This is a genomic window from Marinobacter sp. C2H3, assembly GCF_037080155.1.
Taxonomy (GTDB): Bacteria; Pseudomonadota; Gammaproteobacteria; order Pseudomonadales; family Oleiphilaceae; genus Marinobacter.
This window is the reverse complement of record NZ_JBBBNZ010000002.1, coordinates 217252-241211: the sequence shown is the minus strand read 5'-3', so window position 1 is coordinate 241211 and position 23960 is coordinate 217252. Positions and strand designations below refer to the sequence as shown.

The window sequence follows — 23960 nt, the reverse complement described above, 5'->3', positions numbered from 1 at the left end:
CGCGTGACGACGGAACCGACCATGACAGCAGGAACGCTGAACGTCACCCGGGAGCCGGCCCATCAGGCGCGGGGGCTCCGGGAGCAGTGGCTGGCGCTGGAGGCACGGGCGCACCCGACCGTGTTCCTGTCCTGGCAGTGGCTGGGGCACTGGCTGCGGGTGTATGAGCCAGTGGCCTGGGTGCTTCGGGTTCATGACGGCGACCGCCTGGTAGGCCTCGGGCTGGTGGTGGAAACCGAAGAGCGCCGTCACGGCGTGCTCCGCTCCCGCTGCCTGCGCCTGCACCAGACCGGCCACCGGCTGCTCGACCAGATCTGGATCGAGTACAACGGCTTTCTGGCCGAAGCCGGTTGGGAGGAAGCGGTTGCACGGGCGTGCCTGGGGTATCTGGACCGGGAGATGGCCGGCTGGGACGAATTCATTATCGGCGCCATTGACGCGGAAGAAGCCGAGCAATACGCCCACATCACCGGCCTTCACAAGCACGTACGCTGGGAAGCGCCCTGTTACGGTGTCGATCTGGACGCCTTGCGGTCAAGGGGTTCGGGGTATCTCGAGACGCTGTCTCGCAACACCCGTTATCAGATCAACCGCAGCCATCGCCTGTACGAGGAGCGCGGCCCGGTGCGGCTGGTGCGGCCGGAATCCGTGGACGAGGCGCTGGCGGTGTTTGACCGGATTGGTCCCCGGCATCTGGAGCGCTGGGGCCGCGGGCCTGACCAGAGTGGCTTTGCCAACCCGGATTTTGTCCGGTTTCACCGTGAAATGATCCGCGCCCAGTGGCCCCAAGGGGGTGTCGATCTGGTATCCCTGATGGCCGGGGACGAGGAAATTGCCTCGTTCTACAACCTGCTGTACGACCGGGTGGTGTATTTCTACCTGGGCGGCATGGCACCGGAGGCGGACAACCGCTTCAAGCCCGGGCTGCTGGGCCACAGCCTGTGCATTGAACATTACGAGGCGCGAGGCTTTCGCTACTACGATTTCATGGGGGGCGACGAGCGCTACAAGGCCAACCTGGGCACGCTGCACCGACACCTGGTGCAGATCGCCCTGCAGCGGGCGCGGTTCAAACTCAAACTGGAAGACGTGGCCCGCCGGGCGCGGAACCGTTGGCTGGGGGAGGCGAGTACCGGCTATGACCACTGATCGCCATGGCGCGTCGGATACCGCCATCACCACCTTGGCTTCCCGCCTGGCGGCGTTTCCATTGTCGGATTATGACGCTTACGTGGCGAGCCACCCCCGGGCCACACCTTATCACTGCTCAGCCTGGCTGGTGGCCGTGCAGGCCGGTTACGGCCACCGGGCGTGGATTGTCAGTGCTCACCGGGGTGAGCGCCTGTGCGGGATCCTGCCAATTGTCGAGGTTCGCCGACCGTTTGGCCCTCGCGCGTTGGTGGCGTTGCCGTTCTGTGATCTGGGTGGGCCGCTGGCGGACGACAGCGAGGCTTACACCGCTCTGGAAGCCCAGGCCCTGCGACTCGCCCAGACCCTTAAGGTCCAGAGTATCGAACTTCGGCAGGAAGGGCTGATGATGGACCCGGAGGCGGAACGGGACATCGCCGTAGCGCCGGCCAAGGTACGCATGTTGCTGCCCCTGCCGGACAGCGCCGATACGCTGTTCCAGGGGTTTAGCGCCAAGCTGCGCAGCCAGATCCGTAAGGCCGAAAAGAATGGCCTGACGGCTGAGATCGTCAGAGGAGCAGATGCCATCACCGCGTTTTACCGGGTCTACGCCGATAACATGCATCGGCTGGGCTCTCCGGCCCACAGCCTGCGCTGGTATCTGGCGCTGGGCGATGCCTACGGCGAGGATCTGAGGGTGGGTCTCGTTCGGCTTGAACACACCGTGGTGGGCGCGGGCATTGTACTGATTGAGGGGAACCGGGCCTGCATTCCCTGGGCCTCAACGCTGGCGGAGTACAACCGGCTGGCACCAAACATGCTCCTGTACTGGACGCTGCTGAGCCAGATGGCCAACGGTGGCGTGCAAACGTTTGATTTTGGCCGTTCCACGCCGGGCGAGGGCACCTACCGGTTCAAAAAGCAGTGGGGCGCTCAGCCCCAGGCTCTGGACTGGCGAACCCGAACCGTGGGGGCGGAGAAAACCCCGCCACACACTCGCGCCTCCGCCGGCCCGGAGGGGCGGTTGCGGGCAGTGGCCGAGCAACTCTGGCGGCGTATGCCGCTGTCCATGGCGACCTGGCTGGGCCCGAAACTGAGACGATACATCACGTTATGATTGCTGTACTGACGCTGTTCACCCTGCTGTGCCTGTGCCTGCCGGTGTACGTGTATTTCGGCTACCCGGCGTTGCTGTGGCTGCTGGTTCGCTTGGGCTTTGAGCGGCCGCATCAGCCGGCAGCGCGCCCGGACGGCGATCTGCCGCCGGTCACGCTGGTGATCTCATGCTACAACGAAGCTGGCGTGATCCGTGCCAAGCTGGCGAATGCCCTTGCCATGGATTACCCCCGGGGCCGCCTTAGCATCCTGGTGGTATCCGACGGTTCGGACGACGGAACCGATGACCTGGTGCGGGAATACCAGCACAAGGGCGTCACGCTGATCCGGCAGGAGGGCCGCCTGGGCAAAACCCTCGGCCTGAACCTGGCTATGGAACAGGTGGGCACGGAGCTGGTGGTGTTCAGTGACGCCAACGCGATGTACGCGCCCGATGCCATCCGCCAGTTGGTCCACCATTTCTCTGATCCGGACGTGGGTTACGTGGTCGGCGCCGCCCTTTACACCGACGGCGCCGATGGCGCCAGCGCCCGCAACGAGAACCTCTACTGGCGCTACGAGCTGGCCATCAAAACCCTCGAATCCCGCCTGCATTCCGTGGTGGGCGGCGACGGTGCGATCTACGCCATTCGGGCCGCGCTGTGGCAGCCGCTGCAGCAAAAGGACATCAATGATTTTGTGAACCCGCTGCAGATCATCGCCCAGGGGTATCGCGGCATCTTTGCCCCCGAGGCCCAATGCTTCGAGGAAACCGCCGGCGATTTCGACCGGGAACTGGCCCGCAAGGAACGCATCGTTAACCGCAGCATTCGCGGGCTGATGCGGGTGCGCGAGGTCCTGAATCCGGCCCGCTTCGGCTTCTTCAGCCTGGAAGTGATCTCCCATAAGCTGCTGCGCTGGCTGATCCCACTGTTCCTGCTGATGGGCTACCTGGGTAGCGTGCTGCTGGGCCTGCTGGGCGTCCCTCCGTTCCGGCTGATTGCCGCCGGAGGCGGGCTTTTGCTGATGCTGGCCCTGGTCGCCAGCCAGGCGCCCCGGCGCAACCAGCTGCCAATCTGGCTATCGCTGCCTTACTACTTTGTGGCGGTTAACTGGTACGCGGTGCGGGGCATTGTGAAGGCGCTGCGAGGCGAAACCCAGGTCACCTGGTCCAGTGCCCGTTCCGGGCGGGAGAAAGGGTGATGTCGAAGTTTGCGTTGTTGTTTCTTCTGGTGTTTGTGGGCGGGGTCGCGGCGGCGTTTTTCTACACCGGCGCGAGCGCGTTCTTCCTGTATCAACTGGTGTATTTCCTGAACCCGGATGAGCGCTGGTGGAGTGCTCAGATTCCGGGGCTCCCATGGTCTTTCATCACCGCCATCCTGATGATTGTGATGTTCGCCCTGGAAACCCGGAAACTTGGGCCGGAGCACAGCTGGGGCAAACAGCCGTTGACCAAGTGGCTGATCCTGATCCTCCTGATGTATCTGTTCATGTTCATGCACGCGCTGAATTTTGCGGCGCACAAGCAGTTCACGATCGTTTTGCTAAAGCTGTTTGTGATCATGGCGCTGGCCTACAAGCTGATCAAAAGTGAGGCGTTGTTGAAGGCGTCCATCTACACCTACTGCGTGGGTTGTTTTTACCTTGGCTATCTGGCGACCATTACAGGCCGCAACGAATTCGGCCGGATTGAGGGTATTGGCCCGGTCGATGCCGGCGACGCCAACCATTTTGCGGCGGCGCTGGCGCCTTCCATGATTTTCCTGCTGTACTTTTTCTGGACCGGCAATAAAAAGATCAAAGCGTTGTGTGCGGTTATGGGGGCTTTTATTGCCAACGGCTTGGTGCTCGTTAACAGCCGCGGGGCCTTTCTTGGTTTGGCGGCCGCTGCTGCCGTGTATGTCATGTTCATGGTGTTTTCGCGCTACCAGCAGAAAAACCAGCGGAAAACGGCACTTTTCGTGGTGGTTTTTGGATTGCTCTCATTTTTGTATGTCGCTGATGAACAGTTTTGGCAACGCATGTCGACCCTGGAAGACGTGCAGGACGAGTCCAAGAGTGGCTCGCATCGCGTCAACTTCTGGCTGGCCACGTTTGATGTGCTGCACGACTATCCCTTCGGTGTCGGTATCATGGGCTACCAGATGGTCAGCCCCCAGTACATCGATTCACGCTGGACCGAAGGCGGTGAAATCAACAAAGCCGTGCATTCATCCTGGTTCCAGGCCCTGGGTGAGTTGGGCTGGCCCGGTATTGTCCTGTTTGTGGGCATGGTGGTATCCGCATTCCGAATGACGCGAAAAGCCGCGCGAACGCTGATCAGGCAGGGGCGCTACAGGGATTATTTCTTCGTGCTTGCCATTGAGTGTGCGCTGCTGTGTTTCCTGATTGCCGGCAGTTTCATTGATCGCTTCCGTGCTGAAATCCTCTATTGGTTGCTCCTGTACTGCGCAGGCGCCTATAAATTCTACGTGCTGGCTAACGAGGCGAAGCCGCTGCCCGCCGAACCCGTCAAACCACCCGCCCGCCGCTACCGTTCCAGGGAAAGGACCACATGACCCGACCGATTCGCGTTCTTCAGTTCATTACGCCCGCCGGCTTCTATGGCGCCGAGCGTTGGGTACTGGCGCTCGCCAACAACCAGCCGGCCGGCGCCATGGAATGCGAGCTGGCGGTTACCCAGGAGGGCGGCGACCAGGATCTGTCGGTGGCAACCGAGTTTGAGGCGATGGGAGGGCGTGTTCACTATCTGCCGATGAAGCACCGGTTCGATCGGGCGGTCATCGCACAATTGGTCGCCATTCTGAAGAACCGCCAGATCGATGTGATTCATACCCACGGCTACAAATCGGACATTCTTGGCGTCCTTGCGGCCAAACGCGCGGGCGTTCGCTGCGTCAGCACGCCCCATGGGTTTTCCGGCAACGTCGGTTTTAAGCTCGCAGCGTTCATTCGCCTGGGTATTTTTTCGCTCCGGTATTTCGATGCCGTCGCGCCTCTCTCTGAAGAACTCGTGGCGGATATGAAGCGATTTGGTGTTCCAAAGCGGCGCACGCACTTTATCCGAAACGGCGTCGATCTCAAGGACATCGACGCAACGCTTAGCCAGGCGGGCGGTCGCCTGGACCAGGCCCCGGATAACGGCCAGACCATCGGGTTCATTGGGCAGATGATTCCCCGGAAAGGCATCGGTGACCTGATTGACGCCTTTGCGTCACTCCAGCAATCGCACCCGAACACCAGGCTCAGTCTCGTGGGCGATGGCCATCAGCGCCCGGAACTGGAGCGTCGGGCCGGCGAATCGGGATACGGACATCGTATCGCGTTCCTGGGGTTCCGGGCCGACAGGCTGCTACTGCTGAAAACCTTCGACCTGTTTGTTATGACCTCTTCCCTCGAAGGCATTCCCCGATGCCTGATGGAGGCGATGGCGGTTGGCGTGCCCTGTGTCGCCTATGACATCCCGGGGGTAGATCAGTTGATTGACCACGAACAGACCGGTTTGCTGGTTCCGTTTGGCGACAAGGTGGCGTTGCGGGCCGCGTGCCAGAGGCTGCTGGATGATCCTGAACTGTCGGCCAGGCTGGCGGCAAACGCCCGCGCCAAGGTAGAACGTGATTATTCAGCCCAACGAATGGCCGTGGAATATCAGCAGCTGTTCGAAGGCCTGCTAGCCGATGGCCGTTCCGCAACTGCGGCGGGGGAGTGGCGCTGATGTGCGGATTGGCCGGCTTTCTGCGTTCAACCCAGCGACCGGGCCGGGAGCGCCATCGTGACTGGCTGGAGGCCATGGGCGAGACGATTGTCCACCGGGGCCCTGATGCCGGCGGCGTATTCCTGGATGAGGGCATTGCGCTGGCCCACCGACGACTGAGCATTCTGGATCTCAGTGCGGTGGGTAATCAGCCAATGGCGTCGCCCTCGGGCCGCTATGTCATCGCTTACAACGGGGAAATCTATAACTTTCAGCCCTTGCGGGATGAATTGGCAGCCGAAGGCGTGGTCTTCCGTACCCAGACGGATACCGAAGTGCTTGTCGCCCTGTTCGAGCGCGACGGTCTGGACTGTCTCAAGTCGCTGAATGGCATGTTTGCGATTGCCATCTGGGACACCCAGCGGCAGGAGCTGTTTCTTGCCAGGGACCGGCTGGGCAAGAAGCCGCTTTACTACTACCTTGCGGACGATGCGTTTGCCTTTGCGTCTGAAATCAAAGCGCTCAGGCCGCTACCGTACCTTCAGTTTGAGCTGCGGATGGACGCGGTGAAGGACTTTTTTGCGTACCAGTACGTCCCGGACCCGAAAACCATCTTCCAAAACGTGCACAAACTGCCGCCGGGCTATTGGCTCAAAACCGACGGCGTGGAAACCGCGTGTGAGCCCTACTGGGATGTGAAATTTGATCGGGTGGACGGAAGAACAGTCGACGACATCAAGGCTGGCCTTTTTGAACTGATTGATGATGCCGTCCGCCTTCGAATGATCAGCGATGTGCCGCTTGGGGCGTTCCTGAGCGGCGGCATCGATTCCAGCCTGGTGGTCGGCCTGATGGCCCGCCATACCCAGACGCCGGTGACAACCTGCTCAATCGGTTTTAATTCCGCAACCCACGATGAAGTCGATTACGCGCGACAGGTGGCCCGTCAATTCGGCACCGACCACCACGAGTTTACCGTTCGCGAAACCGTTGCTGACCAGTTGGCGCCGATCGCGCGTTACTTCGACGAGCCGTTTGCCGATTCATCGTTTGTACCGACCTATTACGTCTCACGCCTCGCCAGGCAGCAAGTCACGGTGGCCCTGGCCGGTGACGGTGGCGACGAGAACTTTGCCGGCTATTCGAAATACCGCACCGACGCGCTGGAAAACCGGCTCAGGGGCTGGTTTCCACCCGCGCTCCGGCGCGCCCTGTTTCCATCGCTCGCCGGAATGGCGGGCCGCTCAGCCAACCCCATCGCCCAAAAGGCCAGTTCGCTGCTGGGAACCTTGTCCCGCTCGCCCGAGGACGCGTTTTTCCTGACCAACTGTTTCTTCCGGCCGGCTATCTGGAACCGGTTGGCCCGAGGCGCCCTCGCGCGGGAAACCCGCGACTATGATCCGGCCGAGCTGACTCGGCGCTGCTATCAGCGGGCGGACTCGGCTGACCACCTCTCACGGATTCTGTATACCGACATCAAAACCTATCTGCCCGGCGATATCCTGGTAAAGGTCGATCGCATGAGCATGGCTAACTCCCTGGAGACCCGAGCGCCGCTCCTGGATTACCGGGTGGTTGAGTACGCTGCGGGGATTCCTTCAGCGCTCAAGCTGCATGGGCGTGAGAAAAAGCACATCCTGAAAGAAACCTGTCGTGGCTTTCTGACCGACGACATCCTGTATCGAAAGAAAATGGGCTTTTCGGTCCCGCTCGCTGACTGGCTCCGGCATGAAATCCGACCGCTGGTGGAAGCGTTGCTGTTTGGACCGAACAGCGGCATCGGAGAGTTCTTCGACCTTTCCGGAATCCGGTCGCTCTGGGAGCAGCACCTTGCCGGGCACAACCTGTTCACCCAAGAACTCTGGGCGCTGGTAGCCTTCGAGCTGTGGTGGCAACAATCGTTTCTTGGTGAGTCCATTACGACCGGCGCTGCACCGCAATCGGCACAGAGCGTCGCCGTATGAAGGGCAGCGATCGGCCGGTCAGCGTTCTGCACGTCACCTTCAACCTGGGCATTGGTGGCACAGAGCAGGTCATCCGGCAGTTGATTCAGGCGTTGCCAAAAGACCAGTTCCGGAACGAGGTCGTCTGCATTGATGGCGTGATTGGGGACACCGGCCATTCACTCATGGAGCAGGGGATAACCATCCACGCCCTGGCCAGGAAGCCGGGTTTCGACCGCGAGTTGGTGACGTCGATCCGGACGCTATTGCGGGAGCGTCAGATCGACCTGGTTCATTGCCACCAGTACACGCCCTATCTCTATGGCTGGTTGGCCGCCATCGGCACCCAGGCAAGGGTGGTGTTCACCGAGCACGGCCGCTTTCATCCGGATCGTCGCCGTTACAAAGCAATGGGGGTTAATCCCCTGATGGCCTTGACCTCCCGCGCGGTGGTGGCGATTTCAGCCGCGACCCGCAACGCCCTGGCGACCTACGAGTTCATGCCACGCTGGCGGACCCAGGTGATTTACAACGGGATTGCGCCCCTGCACCGGGATGCGGATGCCGGACAAGCTGTGCGGCAGGCCCTCGGGATACCGGAGGCCGCTTTGGTGTTTGGAACGGTGTCGCGCCTGGACCCGGTCAAGAACCAGAGAATGATGCTTGAGGCGTTTGCCCACCTGTTCCACCAGCGTCCGGAGGCCTGGCTCCTGATGGTGGGAGACGGCCCGGATCGCGCCATGCTGGAATCGTCAACGGACGAGCTGGGCATCCGCGGCCGCGTGGTCTTTACCGGCTTCATCACGCAACCGGCCGCACACCTGAATGCCATGGATGTCTTTCTGCTCTCGTCACACACCGAGGGTACCTCCATGACGTTGTTGGAGGCCATGAGCCTCGGCCTGCCATCGGTGGTAACAGGGGTGGGTGGCAACCCTGAAATTGTCGTTAACGACGCCACAGGCCTGGTTACCCCCCCTGACGATGGCCTGGCCTTTGCCGCTGCCATGGTCCGCCTGGCCGACTCTCCCGACCTGCGGGCGCGCTTTGGTGCGGCGGGCAAGCAGCGGTTCGAGACAAGGTTCTCCGTTGACACAATGGCCGCCGCCTACGCGATGGTATACCGAACCGCGACGGCGGGGAGGGGCGGACGGTGAGCCTCGCTAACCGGTTGATCCAGAGTTCCGGGCTGCTCGTGGCCATCCGGTTTATCCAACGGTCGATGGGACTGGTCAGCACGCTCGTTCTGGCCCGCCTGCTGACCCCCGATGACTTCGGCATTATTGCCGTGGCCGCGTTGCTGATCCATTTTTCCGAAGTGCTCTCGAACACCGGCATTCAACAGTACCTGATCCAGGCCGACAGAACCGACGACGCGATCGTCAACACCGCGTGGACACTGGATGTGGCCCTGAAATCGTCGCTGGCGTTGCTGTTATATGCGGCCCTTCCTCTGGTAGGACTGTTTTATGACGACCCCCGGATTACCCAGGCCATTGCCGTGCTGATCCCCGTGATTGTTGTGCGCGCGCTGATGAATCCGGAACTGCACCTGCAGCGCCGGGCACTGAAGTATGGCGTGATCTTCCGGATCGGCGTCATCCAGAAGGCGGTCAGTTTTGTGGTGGTTATTGGCGTTGCCCTGTATACCCGGTCTTTCTGGGCCATGGTCGTCGGAGACCTCGCGTCCAGTGTTGTTGCAGTGATGCTTTCTTACCGCTACTGCACCCGTCGCCCGGCGCTGTCCTTCGCAAATGTTGGCGATCAGTGGCAGTTTTCCCGGTGGATGCTCGCACGGGGCAGCATTGGCTATATGCGTGCCCAGATGGACACCCTGTTTGTTTCCAAGTACTTCAGCCTGGCGCAGTTGGGTGGCTTCAACATGGCCCGGGAGTTTACGGTGATGCCCGCGAATGAAGTGATTCAGCCGGCCATCGAGCCGCTGCTTTCCGCCTTTTCCCAAGATAAGAGCAATCGAAAGGAACTGGATCGCAAGGTCCGCCTTTCGGTTCTGGTCATTACCGGTTTTACGGCACCCATCGTCGGCTTTCTGTTCTTTTTCTACCAACCCGTCGTGCACTATCTGTTGGGTTCCCAATGGGACAGCGCGGCTCCGCTGATGCAGGCCATGACCCCATTGCTGCTCGCGTTTTCGATGACGGGCATTCTCAATAACGTGTGTTTCTCGGTCGGGCGGGTCAGAACCGTGTTCACGTTCGATACGGTGTCGTTGCTGGTGATCGCCGTGTCGCTCTACCTCGCGCATGAGATGGACCTGGCGGCCTTTGTCTGGCTCAGGAGCCTGGTGGGTTTACTGACGGTGCTGGTTTTCCTGCGGGTGTGCACCGGCCTGGTGGGCGGGGGCTACCCGGTCTACCTGGCGCTGATTGGCTTTCCTGTCTCGCTGGCGCTTGCCTTGGCCTGGGCGATTCATACCGCCATCGCGTCCACCGGCTTTGCAAATCTCGTGATCTGCGGTTTTGTCTATACCGGTGCTTACCTGCTAGCAATGGCTATCGCAGGTATCGGGCTGTGCCGGTTCAGTCCGACCTGGCAGTCGGCCCGGCATTACGTGGTGGTGGCGGGTGGCGCCGTTGTTTCCCGCCTTCAGCGAAACAAACATCAGGGCGAAGGTATGGGTAAGGGGCACTCCGGATGAAGTTCGCCATATTCAGAACGGACGCAACCCCCCAGGATCTCCAGGCCTACAACTCCCAGGAGATCGGCCTGGCCAGGGGGTTCCGGGCCCTGGGCCATGAGGTCGACATCCTCGGTGCGTCCGCTGACGGCCACTTTCAGCAGCGGTCTATCGACACACCGTCCGGTGAGATTCGGTCGCTGGCACTGCCATTCTCCCGGTTCCCGATTCTGGATGAGCCCGTCTATCGGGGCGTTCGGGCGCTGCTCCGCCGGGAACGCTACGATTACGTCCAGATCAACGAGGAAGGCAACCTGGCGTCCTACCTGGTGGCCCGGGCATGTGTGGCGACCGGCACCCGCTTTGGGTTTTACCAGGGCATGTATCGTGTGCTTTCCGGCCGGAAGTGGGCCCTGTACGAGGCCCTGCACCATACGCTGTTCCGGCCACTGCTTCGAGAACATAATTCCATGGTGCTCTGCAAGACGTCCCAGGCCCAGCGGTTTCTGGCCGAGCGAGGTTATCGGGGTGTCGAGGTCCTGCCGGTCGGGCTCGATTCGTCCTCGTTCACGGGCCGTGCCGATAGGGACTGGCGGGCCCATCTGGGCATCCCATCGACGGATCAGATCGTGCTGTACGTTGGCACGCTTGAGTCCCGCCGCCACCCGGATTTTCTCTGTGAGCTTGCCCGCCTCAGCCCTCCGGACCGTCATTTCGTGATCGCCGGACACGGGCCAATGGAAGTCGCTCTCGCCGACCACTGTCAGCGGAGCGGGCTGACGAACGTGCACCTTATTGGCCGATTGTCCCAAACGCAGCTGCCGGCCCTCTACGAACAAAGCAATCTGTTCGCGCTGGCAAGTGATTATGAAATCTACGGCATGGTGGTCGCCGAGGCACTGCACTTTGGCCTACCGGTGGTGTCTACGCCCACTGCGGGCCCGGTAGACATGATCCGGGAGCCACACCAGGGCCGCCTTATCGACACGCTGGATCCCGAACCCTGGTTGGAAGCCCTGGCGTTTTACCAGTCTCACTACGCATCGGCCGATGATAGGTCGCTGCGTAGCCGGGAGGCACGGCGGCGTTTCGACTGGACCAACCTGGCAAAGCGCTACGTCTCAGCGTTGGCGCAGGGCCAGGGCGAGGCTGGGGCAGAAGCATGACTAACACAGGGCGGGCAGTGGCTGTCGCGTTGCTGCTGGCCGCCGGGTTTCTGGCAGGTTATGGCCTGCGCGGATACACCGAGCCGCCCGAAGACGCCATTACTGCGGCCTACATGGCCAATTTGAGAGTTTTTCAGCAACGGGTGTTGATGGACCTGCCAGACAGCGCCATTCCCGTCTATGGAGACAGTCATATTCAGGGTCTCGCACTCCAGCGGGCGGATTCCCGGCTGGTGAATTTCGGAATCGGCCATGATCGTGTCGGGACGCTTGCAGAGAGAGTGCGCGAGGGTGCGAGCCAGCGTCGGTTTTCGACCTATGTCGTCGCGGTTGGCATCAATGATCTCATGCACGGCGCATCGTCGGCAGACGTCGTTGGCCCGATCAAAAGTCTCATTAGTGACCTGCCTTTTGCCCGACGTTTGATCATTGGCTCGGTGCTCCCGGTAGCCCGTACCCGGCCGGGCGCCGAGGCCATTAATGAGCGCGTGCGGGACGTCAATGAGTCGCTGTCGGCATTGGCGGCAACGCGAGCCAGGGTGACCTATTTGAACAGCTATGAAGTATTGGCGGATGATGAGGGCTACCTGCCAAGCAGATACCACCTCGGCGACGGCCTGCATTTGAACAGTGAGGCGAATCGCCTTTGGTTGCGCCAGCTGGCGCAGGCCCTGGATGGCGCGGAGGCCATGGCGCAATGAGAACACCGCAGACCCAGCCCAACCTCCCGCAACTGACGTGGCTCAGGGGCATCGCGGCGTTCTGGGTTATCTGTTCCCACGTGGTTCGAGCGACCGAAGTAGCCTACGGCAGCACGGACGTGGCATCCCACAGCGCCGTCCTGTCCCTTTTGGACCTGGGCACGCTGGGTGTGGCCCTGTTTTTCACCCTCAGCGGCACCACGCTGTACCTGAGTAATCGCACGCTTGCCATCCGGTCGCCCATCGCCTTTTACATCAAACGGTTTTTCAGGATCTGGCCAGCTTACGCCATTGCGCTGATAGCTTACATTGCGTTCGGTTTTGTGTTTCGTGCCTTTTACACAGGTCCGGACAATGTCTGGGTGACCTCTCAGTTTTCGGCTGAGTATGGATGGCTCGACATAGCCCAGTATCTGCTGTTGTCGTTCAACTTTGTGGGACAGAACGGGCTGTTCAACAACGCCTTCTGGAGCCTTCCCGTCGAGTTCCAGTACTACCTGACCTTTCCCTTACTGATTCTGGCACTGCGTGCGCACTGGACGGCACCCCTGGCGCTCGGCGCCCTCGCTTATCTGGCGCACCGTTTTGGCTGGATTGTGCTCGAGAGCAACCTGCTGTTGATCTTCTTTTTCACGTTCTGCACCGGTGTGGTGCTGGGCGCGTTGAGCCAGAGGGTAGGGTGGCGACTTCATCCCGCACTTTCACTCGCTGTGTTCCTGGCCATTCTGGTGCTTAACAGCATGCTGAGCACCGGGCGAATCAACGTCGCTCTGTTCGTTTATATTCCCAGCGAGTGGGTGTTCTATGGGCTGTCGGCGGTAATGATGGTGGGGCTGATGGTGTTCAGTGAGGTCAAACTGCCGTCACGCGTTGACCGGGTGCTTAGTCATTTTGGTGATATTTCTTACAGCGCGTACCTTTACCATAATCTGATCATTGCATGTCTGGTGCTCGTCATTCCACGGATAGGATTTGATTCCGGAGGGTTGCGGATATGGAGTGTTTTCGTCGTGACCGTCGCGGCAACATATGTTTTGGCCACGAGGTCATACCGCCACATAGAGCAACCTTCGATGGCATTGGGGAAGCGACTCGCGAACCGCTCAGGGGCAACAGCCAGCAAGCAGTTGCCCCTGAACTGAGGCCCTTGCAAACCCCATTTACTGGCCTACGGTAAAGCTCACAACCTCTGAATTGTCGCTTTGAAGGCCGTTCACATCGATGGCTTTAACCGCAAAATACCAGGTCCCGCTCTGAAGCCCGTCAAACGTATAACTCGTCTCAGGAGCGCTTACCGTGATCGCCTGGTTGAGTATGCTGGCCGCCTGGCCATAGACCACCTCGTATTTGGCAATCTCGCTTAAAGATAGAGCGGTACCGTCGGCTCGGGTCAACGGCGGCGTCCATGAGAGAGTAATCGTATTTGTGGCAGGCAAAACCGACGTACTGCCACCGCCGCTGCCTGTCGTTGGTGCGGTGGGTGGGGAATAGACGATGTCCGTAATGGGTTGCAGCGTCCAGGGGTTAAGCTGCGTTTCATAGGCGGAGAGTGGTGTTACGCCAGACGCCGCCAGCGTCGTCCCGGAATCGGCAACGAAAGGTGAAAGTCCGTAACGCACTTCCCACCAGTCAGGCACGCCATCGGAATCGGCATCCGCCTTGGTAACGGTATCCGTCGCGGGGTGCGAAAGGACATCGCCAAGCGGCAGCGGCTGCCCAGTGGTGGTGTCGATAATCGCGAACTTCGCGGAGGCACCTCGGGTGGCTTCGAAGTACTCGATGGTAAGCTCATTTTCGCTTCCGGCAGCCAGCGAGGCCTGCCCAGTAAATGTTGCAACGCCGTGGCTATAAAACCCGTTGAGAAGCTCCTTGCCGTTCAGGAACGCGCGAATGCCGTCGTCACTTGTGCCTTCGAATCGGTAAGTGCGGGTGCCAGAGCTAGCAGGCGGCGTAAAACGGGCCACCCATCGAACCGAGAATCCGTCGGCAGGCATCGATGCATCCGGCGCACCGTAGCCCCAGGAGAAGTTGATGTTGGCATCGGTTCTGCCAAATACGAACTTGTCAAAGTTTTGCCCGGTAAAATACTGGCCATAGGCACCGGGCGCCCAGGTGCTGGTGGGCGTCGGCACCGAGGTGGCGTCTAGCGGGCTGGTACCGGCCTGGATTTCTTCCAGGTTTGTGTATCCGTCGCCGTCGTTGTCCTGACTGGCGTCTGCAGGATTGCGAGGGTCTAGCTGGTAAGCGAACTCGGTTCCGTCCGCAATACCATCGCCGTCCGTGTCGGGGTTGTTTTCCTGGGTGAAAAGCAGAAACTCATCGGCCGCTGTGAGCAGGTCGCCGTCCGGATCTGTCGTCGCATCATTGGCGTTGGTGGGATCAAGGCCGTTGAGCGTTTCCCAGTTGTCGTAGATACCGTCCTGGTCGCTGTCCAGCGGAGGGTAACCGGGTTCAAACGCCAGCGATTGCTGGGCATCAAAGTACCCAATGCGATACCCCAGATTGTAAGCGGTGCGGGATGCCCCGTCCTCCGGGTACAGGGGCTGGCCGTAGGAAATCAGAGCGCTGCTTCCAATAGGCTGCGTGGTGAGCCCTGGGCCGGACCACGCAACCATGAAACTGTCCCCGCCGGTTGCTTCCTTATGACTGAGTTCAAAATAATAGCGTTTGCCTTTCTCCAGGGTGATGAGTCCTGACTTCTGCGATGAGTAGCGGGAGAAGTCCCCATAAGGCGCGGAGCCGGGTACGGTTGCAATTAACCTGGCATCACTGGAGGCAGACGACGTGCTTAGCGAGAATTCGGATTCGTCATCACTGCTCAGAAAGAATTGATACTGACCGGTCTCTGGTGGAGTGATATAGCCACGCACCAAAGTCCCATAATTGTCACCTTGGGAAACCGATTGCGCCAGCTGCGTTAAGGTGACCGTTTGATCCGGGTTGTCGGGGTATTTTGGCGACGTTTCCAGGTCTTGAACCCGTTTGCCTGGAACGTTGAGATAGTAGCGAGCTTCAACCTGGCCCGGAACACTGCTTTCTGGGAGCGCTGCGGTTGGGGGGAGCTTTCCGATGTCGTCAACAAGGAGGCTTTGGCAGCCAGAGAGCAGTGCGCAGGAACCTAAGATACTTGAAACGAGTATTTTCATTTCGACGGCTCTCCGAAAGTAGCTACTGAGAGTATTTACTCAAAGGCTTGATCCGTCCACTCGTTGTTAAAAAAGAAAATGCGTCGAATAGAAAAATTTATTATAAAACTTTGGTGATTGGATTTTAAGTTGAATAAGTGACTGTGGTTCTGAGAAATATGACACGATTCGGGGTTCCGTATCATTTTGATGGTCTGGCTTATTTTCCGGTCAATGCTAAAATCCTTTTTGCGAGTTTCTGAAATATTGATGTTTACATGAATGGAAATTAGCGCCCTAATTATATTTTTGGAATAGCGCAGGGATTTATTATTATGAAAGAGCGTGCATCTATAAAGAGTCCCATTTCTTCGATGTTTTTTGCAACACTGCTCTGTTCGTCGCTTGTGCACGCAGAGGTGCTCTTTCAGGAAAGTTTTGACGCTTTGCCTGATTGGACCAGCGGCTTACCGGAGAATGATTTGGATGGCGACGGATATCCTGACAGGGTTCAGGATCAACCGAGAGGACATAAAATCCCGGAAGGTTGGTATTCGATTCGCCAAGACCCGACATGGGCACCGTCTCGTGGTTATTCGGGAAATCATGAAAATATAGAAGTGCTTGGGCAAAATGCTGACAAGGCTCGAGGTGGCTCTGGAAAATCGATGGTTGTGTGGCGAGACTCAACGACGGGGCCGGATTGGATGTGGAATTCTGACGGGATTTTCTCTCAGTACTTCCCTTCAGGATTGACACAAGTTTATGCCAGTTTCTGGATAAAATTTGACAAAAACTGGACTCCGCTTGGTAAAACTGGGAGCACGAAAATATTCAGAATTGAAAGTTGGGATCAAGATGGCGGTTTCTATGATGCCTTCTCTGATGGTCATATTTCGTCCGCATTTTTGTGGAATTACGGATTCACCGATTATGGCGCGAGAAATTTTTTGTCATTTAGAGCAGATCCACAACAAACAAACTATTTAGTAGTTGCTCCTGCTCCCGTTGAAACTCCTCGCGGTTTTGATGGTGGATCGTTGTCATTGAATTTCACCGATAATATAAGAGATTTGAACGGTGACGGCGTTTTAGATAACAAAGTTACGTCTTTACTCGATTTAATATCTGGAAAACCTATTGGTTCTGATGGTGGGTTGGTATCTCACAATTCACTTTGGGGAACCAGTTGGCATCATATGGAGTTCTTCGTCAAGATGAACAGTCAGCCGGGCGCTATGGACGGAATTGCCATGCAATGGATGGACGGCCAACTTATTTTTCAAAATACCAAATTCCCTTGGATGGGTTCAGAAAGCCCGGGTGGGATTAAATGGAACACGGTGCATTTCGGTGGCAATAGCCACTTTCACGCCTATCCGGATTCTCAGCAACGCCAAGAGTGGTACGCGATCGACGACATCACAATCAGGTCCGATCTCCCTAGTAATCGCTCAATCTCCGCCGGAGCATTAGCCCCGAATCCTCCTTCAAACCTTGAAATTAAATAGTGATTTTAGACCTGTTAATAGGCCGAGGGATCGGCCTATAAGGTATAAATGATCTAAAATAAAAAGTTTGAAAATTTCATCTTTATACACGCTAATTCTTGTTTCTGCTCTACGAATACGTTTCAAGGTTAAAGTAAAGGCAGCTAGAATTACTACGAAAAATGACGCTGCGGAGAGCGCTACATCGCTTGAAATAGATATGATTGCTATTAATAGTGCTATGAGGTAAATGTTAGTTATCCAGAAGATCGGGTCTTTTAAGGATTTTCTGGGCCGTCGTAAATAGTTTTCTGCATGCCACCGTTGCCTTGCTATAAATTGCGTAACTGTCTTTGCATTTCCTAAATGTACAACATTGTGTTTTGTGTCGATCTTGATGCTAATTCCTTCTTCGGATAGCTTATTGTGAAAATCGCTATCCTCAGCAGATGTTAAGTTCTCATCAAAACCGCCAACATGTTGAAAATGATTTTTTCTGATGAGGATACACGCGCCGATAAGATGTCTTGGCTTGTTCTGACCCTCAGTGCCAAGAAGCCAGAGCCTTTCGATCCAGTTAGCGTTGGCCGGTAGGTTGCAACCACCGCCAATCACCAAGTTTTCCGCTAACATCAATTCATTTACGCCGGTTTCAAGAAAATCTGGTCTGGCAACACAATCGGCGTCAATAAATACAAGAACATCTCCTTTTGCCTCTTCGGCACCAGCATTTCTGACAGCACCTACTTTTATACCCGGGCGACTAAAGATTTTGACGTTGTATCGTGTTGCTATGGCATAAGTGTTGTCATTGGAGCCGTTGTCGACAACGAGCACCTCATAATTGTCAGCGCCATAACTTTGGTTCAATAATGACGAAAGGCAAGCAGAGATGTGCTGCTCTTCGTTATGAGCTGGAATAACAACGGAGACATAAGGTTTCATATTTTTCTAACGACCGATTTAAACTTGCCGTTCTTGCCTTTTGGGATTCTGTCAACATACTGGAAAGTCAGGATCAGCTCAGGGCCAACTCGTTCTTCAAAATTCTTTCTTAAAATACGTTCGTTTTGCTCCGATAATTTTTCTGATACCAGGGCAATGGTGCACTTACGCTCATTCTCTTGGATCAGTTGTGCTTCTATTATCCCTGTAAGACCTTTGAAAATGTGATCGAGCCGACCAATTTTACGACCATCAGGAAGAATGACGTAATCGTCTGTTCTCCCCGCGATAGAATCTGCGCTTTTCACTACCGACGCCGAAGTAGCACTCTCATCAAGATGAATCTGATCTCCGATTCGGTATCGAAGCAACGGCATGACAGTGTTCGTCAATGACGTTGCAAGTAGCTCCGCTGTACCATCGCCGTTTGGAATCGCCTCGGTAATGCCGATTTGATGATTGAAGTGATACTTCATATCGTCTTTTTGACTTGCAAACATTACATATTCAGCTGAGCCGTAATAGTCTCTCACAGGACAATCGAAAGCCTTTTCGATTGCCGCTCTTTGATTCATGTGAAGTGTCTCGGAGTTGGTTACTACTAGCTTTGGTTTAAAGCTGGGCGAAATATTCGATTCGATATATAAGTTTGCCAGAAGGGAAATTGCCGAAGGATAACCGATGATTTCATACGGACTGAAATCAGCTAATTCTCTGTCGTATTGTCTAAGCGTCGCTTGAGATAAATGGTAACTGGAAAATAATCTTTGGTTTTCCGCCCTGTTAAATCGCGAGAAGGGTGGATTTTTAGAAGTGGCAGGCAGCACCATCCGGCCAGCAAATGTTGCCCTTGGTTCGCCAAATTTCACACCATGGCATTCTTCATGATGCACCAGTAGCGCCATCGCAAGCTTGTAGGTTTTTTCATTAAGATATATTGATAGCGGCGTGCCGGTACTACCGCTGGTATTTTGTTTGATGAATGGTCTTTCGTTCCTGTTTATAAAATCATCTGGATTTTTTATTATCGATTTTTTGTCCAGAATCGGAAGTTTTGATATATCGTTTAGGCTAGTGAAATCCGAAGCAGAAAAGCCGTATTCTGCAAAGATTCGCTGATAGTACGGTACGTGATTAAAGCAGTGCTTAATGATTTCGTGTAATTTTTCGGACTGGTAGGTCTCTTTCTGTGAGTCGCTCCAGTCGTTGGCAATGAAAATTTCTTCTAATAATTGAGTATATATACCAGAATATCGTTGTTTATAAAGTCTTCGGCCATAGAGACTGACGGCTATTTCTTGCAGCGAAACTGGAAGAGAGAAGTAGAGGTTTTGTAGTTTACTCACGATCTGTCTTCTCTTTTTCTGCGCGGCTTCTTAGGGGTGACGCAGGGTTTCCGGCTAAAACGCTTTGATCAGAGAATCTTTTGGTAACGACGGATCCTGCGGCGATAATCGTTTTTTCCCCAACACTCTCCATAATAACGGACAAGTTTCCGAGCCAGCAGTCCTCACCAATTATAATTTTGGTAAAGGCACCACCTTGTTCTTTTATTGGTGTTTTTAAGTCACTGAAATTATGCTGATTTTTCCCGCTCAAAATGTGCACGCCGCTCCCAATCAACACATTTTTACGAATCGTGCATTTACCAATATTGCATTGGGGACCAATGTATACCCCTGCTTCGATGGTGGTGTCCCGGTGGGAGAGTAATGTCAGAAACCCGATGGAAATCTCATCCGAGGTTCCAGGGCAGACGAGGCGATAGAACGCGGCTCGTGCGTAGACACCGAGCTTACCGGGGATAAGGCTTAGGGCTTGCGAAAACGATTGAAAGACACTGTCCTCGTTCCCGACACGGGCAAGTAGCCAAAACAGGAGGGCCACGGGAAACAGAGCGACGAGAAACAGGGTTTTAGCCGTTCTTTTGATCAGGCGCTTTCTCTGCATTATCGGTCCAGCCTCAATGCCAGCCAGGCTTTTTCTTTTGCGGGATGAAAATGACGGGCGCCCCGCGCCAGACGTGCAACAACGCGCGCGACGAGCGCAGGCCAGGAGAGTGCCGGTGTGCCATAACCGCGGGATGGCTCGGCAGACTCCGCCAGAGCGACGCGGTAACCCGCATCCATTCCGTCATTCTGCATAAGAATCACCAGAATCCTTGTGAAGGTCCTCTCCGGGCTGGCCGTTAACGTTGTTGCAACGTTATCGAGCCAGCCACGGGCCTCACGTTCATAACGTTCTTTCCGTTCCTCGTCGTCCAGCCACGCGGCCTGGAAAAGCACCATGGCTTTGCGAATATCCTGGGCAACCCAGGTATCGTTCGGGTATTCCAACTGCGAAGGGTCACTCAGGAAGGGGCGCTCATGTTCAAGCATCCATCGGGCATAGTGACAGAGCGCGGCTTGCGCATAGTGAACGGTGGCGCTTTTGTGCGCCATGATTGCGCTTAGCATCAGGTACTTGGCGATGGCCGTGAGAAGCACGAGGTAGTGCCAACCGGTCTCCACGTTGAGAAGGTCCCGGGCCTCGATATCGTCGTTGGGGTGGATGGTCGCGACGATCACTTTTTCGGCCAGGGTCGCCCAGTCGTCGTCGCCGGTTGCAAGCCAGGCATCCAGAATGCTGTTGATGTAATTGCCTGTGCCCCGGGTGAAGGGGTAACGATGGCTGGTTGGCCGCTCGCCGCGGAGCATCTGTTTAAACTTTGGCAGTTCCTGCTTTTTGATGGCGAGTACCTGCTCGAGCAGTCCGCCGGTGCCCTCATGGGCGTGTTTCATCCACTTGGTCAGCGCCACACTGGTTTCAACCGACTCGCATTGCCCGGTCATCCAGCCATGAAGTAAGAGTCCGGTGGTGTAGCAGTGCTCGGCAGCGGGCCCTCCGCCGGTCTGTCCCGGCGTTGAGCTGGTGTCGTTCAGCCGGCTGAAGGTACGGTGGGTCGCGGTTTTCGCATCCAGGTAGTGATCGGTGTGCCAGAACAGTCCGTGGTTGTATTCGGTCCGGTCTTCGTTGGTTCGGTAGACGTCAATGTCACGGACGTGACGGGCAAGGTCGTCCATGAGCTCAAACCAGCGTCGATCTCCGGTGAGCGCAAACTGGCGGGCAAATCCATAAATGGCGTCGTACTGATTGTTGTAGTGAGAGATCAGTGGCGGCGCGCCTTCCGGCTGGTACAGGCTTTCGTGATCGGCAAACAGGTCACCGAAATGGCGCCAACCGTATTCGTCGATGTGTTCGCGCTTTGCAAAGAAGTTATCCGGCCCGTCCACCCCCTCATTGATCAGGGTGGTAAGGCGATCGTCAGTTCGTTGCGCACGGAACCACGGAATGACTTGAGCGGATTCGTAGCAGGAGGCAGGAATCACGGGAATGGCCGGGGCCTGGGTCCAGTCGAGCGCGCTTTCCCGAGTGCTTTGGGCAAAAAAGACCGTGAAGGCCTTTTGCTCTCCGCCCTGAAGTTCGAAGGTGCCGTCGTACTCTTCGGGGAACAGTCCGAGGGTCAGTGTACCCTCACGATGGTTCAGCGAGCTTGGAAACTCCTGCCAGAACCGTCGCATGCTGGCCATCAAGGGGCTGTGGGCGTCTGAGAGCGCGATGATCGGCGAGGCGCGGTGGCCCTCGGCCACCAAGCGATCCGCCTCATTGATACGATAGCCCCGGAATGAGGTTGTGCTGTTGCCGTTGGCGTCGATGTGATTCTGGCTGTGCCAGTGCTCGCCACCGCTGGAGTCCTGATAGATGCCCGTGGTGACGTTGGCTGGCAGCGGTAGTGCAGGCGAGTGGGGGCGCTCCTTCAGCCAGCCTCCGGAGGTCTGCGTCCGGTGGGCGGAGACGGTGAGGGAGCGAATGTGCACGGAACCCGGGTCACCGAGGTCCCACAATCCGCCCGGGTGAAGCGCGCGCCTGGGATTGTGGGTAACCACGTCAACGATAAGGGTTGTTCCTTCGTTGAGAAGAGTAAGCTCGCAGCGATAATCCACCAGGGCGTTCCCGGCACCGTCGAGCCAGGTTCCCGAGTTGGCAATGCGGCACAGTACCGGGCCGTTATCCTTTACGTGCCATGGCTGATGCGGATGGGCGGTTGCTTGATGGTCATCGGGTCCTTTCAGGGAGGCCTGGTAGTCGGTGGGGGTGTCTGACTCAACGGTCGTCTGGCGCCAGGCCAGCCCGCTCTGATGCAGCTTTAACGCCCCACGTGGCCCCTCTATCACCAGGTCGTGCTCTGTCTGGCGCAATCGCCAGGGGCTGTCCGTGTTGTCCGCTCCCGAATCCTCAGACAGCGTGTATTGATCGGTTGCATGGGGCGCAAGGTCTGCCAGGAAATCGAGCCGTACCCATCGAATACTGCCATCCGGCCACCTGGAGGTGCAGGCTACCTGGTGCGGGCGTTGTTCATTGCTCGCGGCGGACTTGAGAATCAAATGGCGAGTGCTTTGAAGGGCGCCCCGTTGGAACGGAACGCCCAGAGTAAACAAGGCGCCCTGATGCTCGATTCCGTGTTCTTCTTTCAGGGTGATCGGAACGTTGCTCATGGCTTCCCTGCCTCCGGCCCCGGAAATTCCATGGGCAACAGGGCCATCCGATGACGCAACGCCCTCGCGGCCGCTTCTGCCAGCGCGCAGTCTTGCTGCACGCATACCTGCTCCATCGTCACCGCTGCAAACCGTCGATAGCCCTGGAACATGGCCGGAATCTGCCAGAGTTTTGCTGCCCGGTAGCTTCCGGCTTCGTATTCGCCCACCCGATACCACTGCCAAACCAGCACCTGCTGCCGGGAATACACGTTCCGGTAGATGCGCAGGCCATCGCCGGATGTCCGCTCCAGTTGCCATACATTGCTCTGAATGGGCGGGTGGAAGTAGGGCACAAGCTTGTCGTCGGCGCTGCGTTTCTCGGCCTGTGCAACCGACACATAGGTGTTGGTTGTCTGCCACGTGGTGTGGTCAAAGGTGTCCGGATAGGTCAGGGCAATGGGCAGCCGTTGAGGGTTGGCGATGACCAGGCCGGGGGCGGAGAGTGCCCAGGGTTGGGTTTCCGGCGTGTAGGCGTTGGCCATGGCCACGGTGACCGGGCCGGCCAGTGCCGCCAGTGCCAGCGGGATCAGGCCGCGCTGGCGAACGGCCGGCGGGGTGGTGGGCAGGGATTCGTGGCTGCGCCGACGTACCGGTGAGAAATATAGGGCCGGCAGTACAAATGCGGCAAACACGAGCCAGCCCATGGTTTCATGATCGGTCAAGAGCCCGCTTTGCATCTGGCTCTGGTAGCCCACCACTACCAGGATGATGATGCGTACCCAGTTGGCAATCAGCCCGAGCAGGGCGGCCATCGCGAGGGTGATGGCCCAGTCCCTGGGGCGCGCGTCGTTGAGGATCGAGACCAGGGCGCCCAGCAGTATGGAGATGGCAAGGTACCGGATACCGGAGCAACCGTCAGCGATCACCAGTCGGCCGTAGGGCAGGCTAATACTGTTGCCCTCCACAAGAACCGTCAGGCCGAAGGCGTGCACCGTATTGTTCACGACGGCGCTGGCCAGCCGGACGAGGGAGGGCACCAGGTCCGCCCACACGGGCAGCGACAGGGCCAGCAGCAGTAAATAGGGAATGAACGCGCGGGCGGCGCGGTTGCCGAGGAAGACCCACGCCAGACTGCCCAGGCCAATGGGCATGAGCAGTGCCGTCAGGGTATCGATGCGGACAAGCTCCAGCACGCCCCATGCGCTGACGACGGCAAGCAATAACAGGCCGCTTGGCCAGAGGCGCCGGGTCGGGCTGGCGTTCGCGGGTACCCTGGGCGGGTGAACAAGCAACAGGCCAATAAAAATCAATGCGGTAAACAGACCGTGGGCGAGGACCTGTTCAAAGGCCAGCCACTGGCCGATGAGCCTGAGCCAGGTGGGGTAAAACAGAAGAAGCGACATTGCCGTAACGAGGAGGTACGGAAAGGCGTAAGGGAGGTAGTCTCGGGTTTTCCTTAACATGTGCCGCACGACCGCTGGAGCATCCTTCGCTCAGGTTGTTTCCCGTATTATTGCA

18 protein-coding genes are annotated in these 23960 nt (G+C 57.4%); 12 read left to right on the top strand and 6 right to left on the bottom strand.

All coding sequences use genetic code 11. The annotated features are described in order from the left end of the window. Positions 1 to 21 precede the first annotated feature (21 nt). Genes V3388_RS06185 through V3388_RS06135 form a run of 11 tightly spaced genes read left to right on the top strand, consistent with a single transcriptional unit; the run spans position 22 to position 13507 of the window. On the top strand, positions 22 to 1149 hold the full coding sequence (locus V3388_RS06185) for a GNAT family N-acetyltransferase (RefSeq protein WP_336366669.1): 1128 nt from the start codon (positions 22 to 24) through the stop codon (positions 1147 to 1149). Then, positions 1139 to 2245 carry a FemAB family XrtA/PEP-CTERM system-associated protein gene (locus V3388_RS06180; RefSeq protein ID WP_336366668.1) on the top strand — a complete coding sequence of 369 codons (1107 nt, stop codon included), beginning with the start codon at positions 1139 to 1141 and terminating at the stop codon, positions 2243 to 2245. Before V3388_RS06185 ends, V3388_RS06180 begins: the two co-directional genes overlap by 11 nt. After that, entirely contained in the window at positions 2242 to 3426 is a 1185-nt protein-coding gene (locus V3388_RS06175; RefSeq protein ID WP_336366667.1) for a glycosyltransferase family 2 protein, read from the top strand. The genes V3388_RS06180 and V3388_RS06175 overlap by 4 nt, the downstream gene beginning before the upstream one ends. After that, the gene (locus V3388_RS06170) at positions 3426 to 4781 is read left to right on the top strand and encodes an O-antigen ligase family protein (protein ID WP_336366666.1); all 1356 of its coding nucleotides are present in this window, start codon (positions 3426 to 3428) and stop codon (positions 4779 to 4781) included. The genes V3388_RS06175 and V3388_RS06170 overlap by 1 nt, the downstream gene beginning before the upstream one ends. After that, positions 4778 to 5938: a glycosyltransferase family 4 protein gene (locus V3388_RS06165; protein ID WP_336366665.1), complete on the top strand. Its 1161-nt coding sequence runs from the start codon at positions 4778 to 4780 to the stop codon at positions 5936 to 5938. The genes V3388_RS06170 and V3388_RS06165 overlap by 4 nt, the downstream gene beginning before the upstream one ends. Then, positions 5938 to 7881: an asparagine synthase (glutamine-hydrolyzing) gene (gene asnB, locus V3388_RS06160; RefSeq protein ID WP_336366664.1), complete on the top strand. Its 1944-nt coding sequence runs from the start codon at positions 5938 to 5940 to the stop codon at positions 7879 to 7881. Before V3388_RS06165 ends, asnB begins: the two co-directional genes overlap by 1 nt. Further along, positions 7878 to 9017: a glycosyltransferase gene (locus tag V3388_RS06155; RefSeq protein ID WP_336366663.1), complete on the top strand. Its 1140-nt coding sequence runs from the start codon at positions 7878 to 7880 to the stop codon at positions 9015 to 9017. Before asnB ends, V3388_RS06155 begins: the two co-directional genes overlap by 4 nt. Beyond that, on the top strand, positions 9014 to 10519 hold the full coding sequence (locus V3388_RS06150) for an oligosaccharide flippase family protein (RefSeq protein ID WP_336366662.1): 1506 nt from the start codon (positions 9014 to 9016) through the stop codon (positions 10517 to 10519). The genes V3388_RS06155 and V3388_RS06150 overlap by 4 nt, the downstream gene beginning before the upstream one ends. Further along, entirely contained in the window at positions 10516 to 11664 is a 1149-nt protein-coding gene (locus tag V3388_RS06145) for a glycosyltransferase family 4 protein (RefSeq protein WP_336366661.1), read from the top strand. Before V3388_RS06150 ends, V3388_RS06145 begins: the two co-directional genes overlap by 4 nt. Beyond that, complete coding sequence (locus tag V3388_RS06140; RefSeq protein ID WP_336366660.1) at positions 11661 to 12365, top strand: GDSL-type esterase/lipase family protein; 705 nt, start codon at positions 11661 to 11663, stop codon at positions 12363 to 12365. The genes V3388_RS06145 and V3388_RS06140 overlap by 4 nt, the downstream gene beginning before the upstream one ends. Beyond that, entirely contained in the window at positions 12362 to 13507 is a 1146-nt protein-coding gene (locus V3388_RS06135; protein WP_336366659.1) for an acyltransferase family protein, read from the top strand. The genes V3388_RS06140 and V3388_RS06135 overlap by 4 nt, the downstream gene beginning before the upstream one ends. An 18-nt stretch (positions 13508 to 13525) precedes the next feature. On the opposite strand, the gene V3388_RS06130 is transcribed toward V3388_RS06135, so the two are convergent. Continuing rightward, positions 13526 to 15511 carry a PA14 domain-containing protein gene (locus V3388_RS06130; RefSeq protein WP_336366658.1) on the bottom strand — a complete coding sequence of 662 codons (1986 nt, stop codon included), beginning with the start codon at positions 15509 to 15511 and terminating at the stop codon, positions 13526 to 13528. Between the two features lie 314 nt (positions 15512 to 15825). Here V3388_RS06130 and V3388_RS06125 point away from each other — a divergent pair, with 314 nt between their 5' ends. Then, the gene (locus V3388_RS06125) at positions 15826 to 17001 is read left to right on the top strand and encodes a hypothetical protein (RefSeq protein ID WP_336366657.1); all 1176 of its coding nucleotides are present in this window, start codon (positions 15826 to 15828) and stop codon (positions 16999 to 17001) included. Here the strand turns inward: V3388_RS06125 and V3388_RS06120 are convergent. The 5 genes from V3388_RS06120 to V3388_RS06100 are packed head-to-tail and all read right to left on the bottom strand — an operon-like array spanning position 16981 to position 23845. Further along, positions 16981 to 17925 (bottom strand): glycosyltransferase, encoded by a 945-nt coding sequence (locus V3388_RS06120; RefSeq protein WP_336366656.1) that lies wholly within the window; start codon positions 17923 to 17925, stop codon positions 16981 to 16983. The genes V3388_RS06125 and V3388_RS06120 overlap by 21 nt on opposite strands. Beyond that, positions 17922 to 19271 carry a hypothetical protein gene (locus V3388_RS06115; RefSeq protein ID WP_336366655.1) on the bottom strand — a complete coding sequence of 450 codons (1350 nt, stop codon included), beginning with the start codon at positions 19269 to 19271 and terminating at the stop codon, positions 17922 to 17924. The genes V3388_RS06120 and V3388_RS06115 overlap by 4 nt, the downstream gene beginning before the upstream one ends. After that, positions 19264 to 19875, bottom strand: a complete 612-nt coding sequence (locus V3388_RS06110) for an acyltransferase (RefSeq protein ID WP_336366654.1) — start codon at positions 19873 to 19875, stop codon at positions 19264 to 19266. The genes V3388_RS06115 and V3388_RS06110 overlap by 8 nt, the downstream gene beginning before the upstream one ends. Further along, a complete protein-coding gene (locus tag V3388_RS06105; protein ID WP_336366653.1) occupies positions 19875 to 22460 on the bottom strand; it encodes a hypothetical protein in 2586 nt (861 codons plus the stop codon). The genes V3388_RS06110 and V3388_RS06105 overlap by 1 nt, the downstream gene beginning before the upstream one ends. Next, the gene (locus tag V3388_RS06100) at positions 22457 to 23845 is read right to left on the bottom strand and encodes an exosortase/archaeosortase family protein (protein WP_336366652.1); all 1389 of its coding nucleotides are present in this window, start codon (positions 23843 to 23845) and stop codon (positions 22457 to 22459) included. Before V3388_RS06100 ends, V3388_RS06105 begins: the two co-directional genes overlap by 4 nt. Positions 23846 to 23960: the final 115 nt, after the last annotated feature.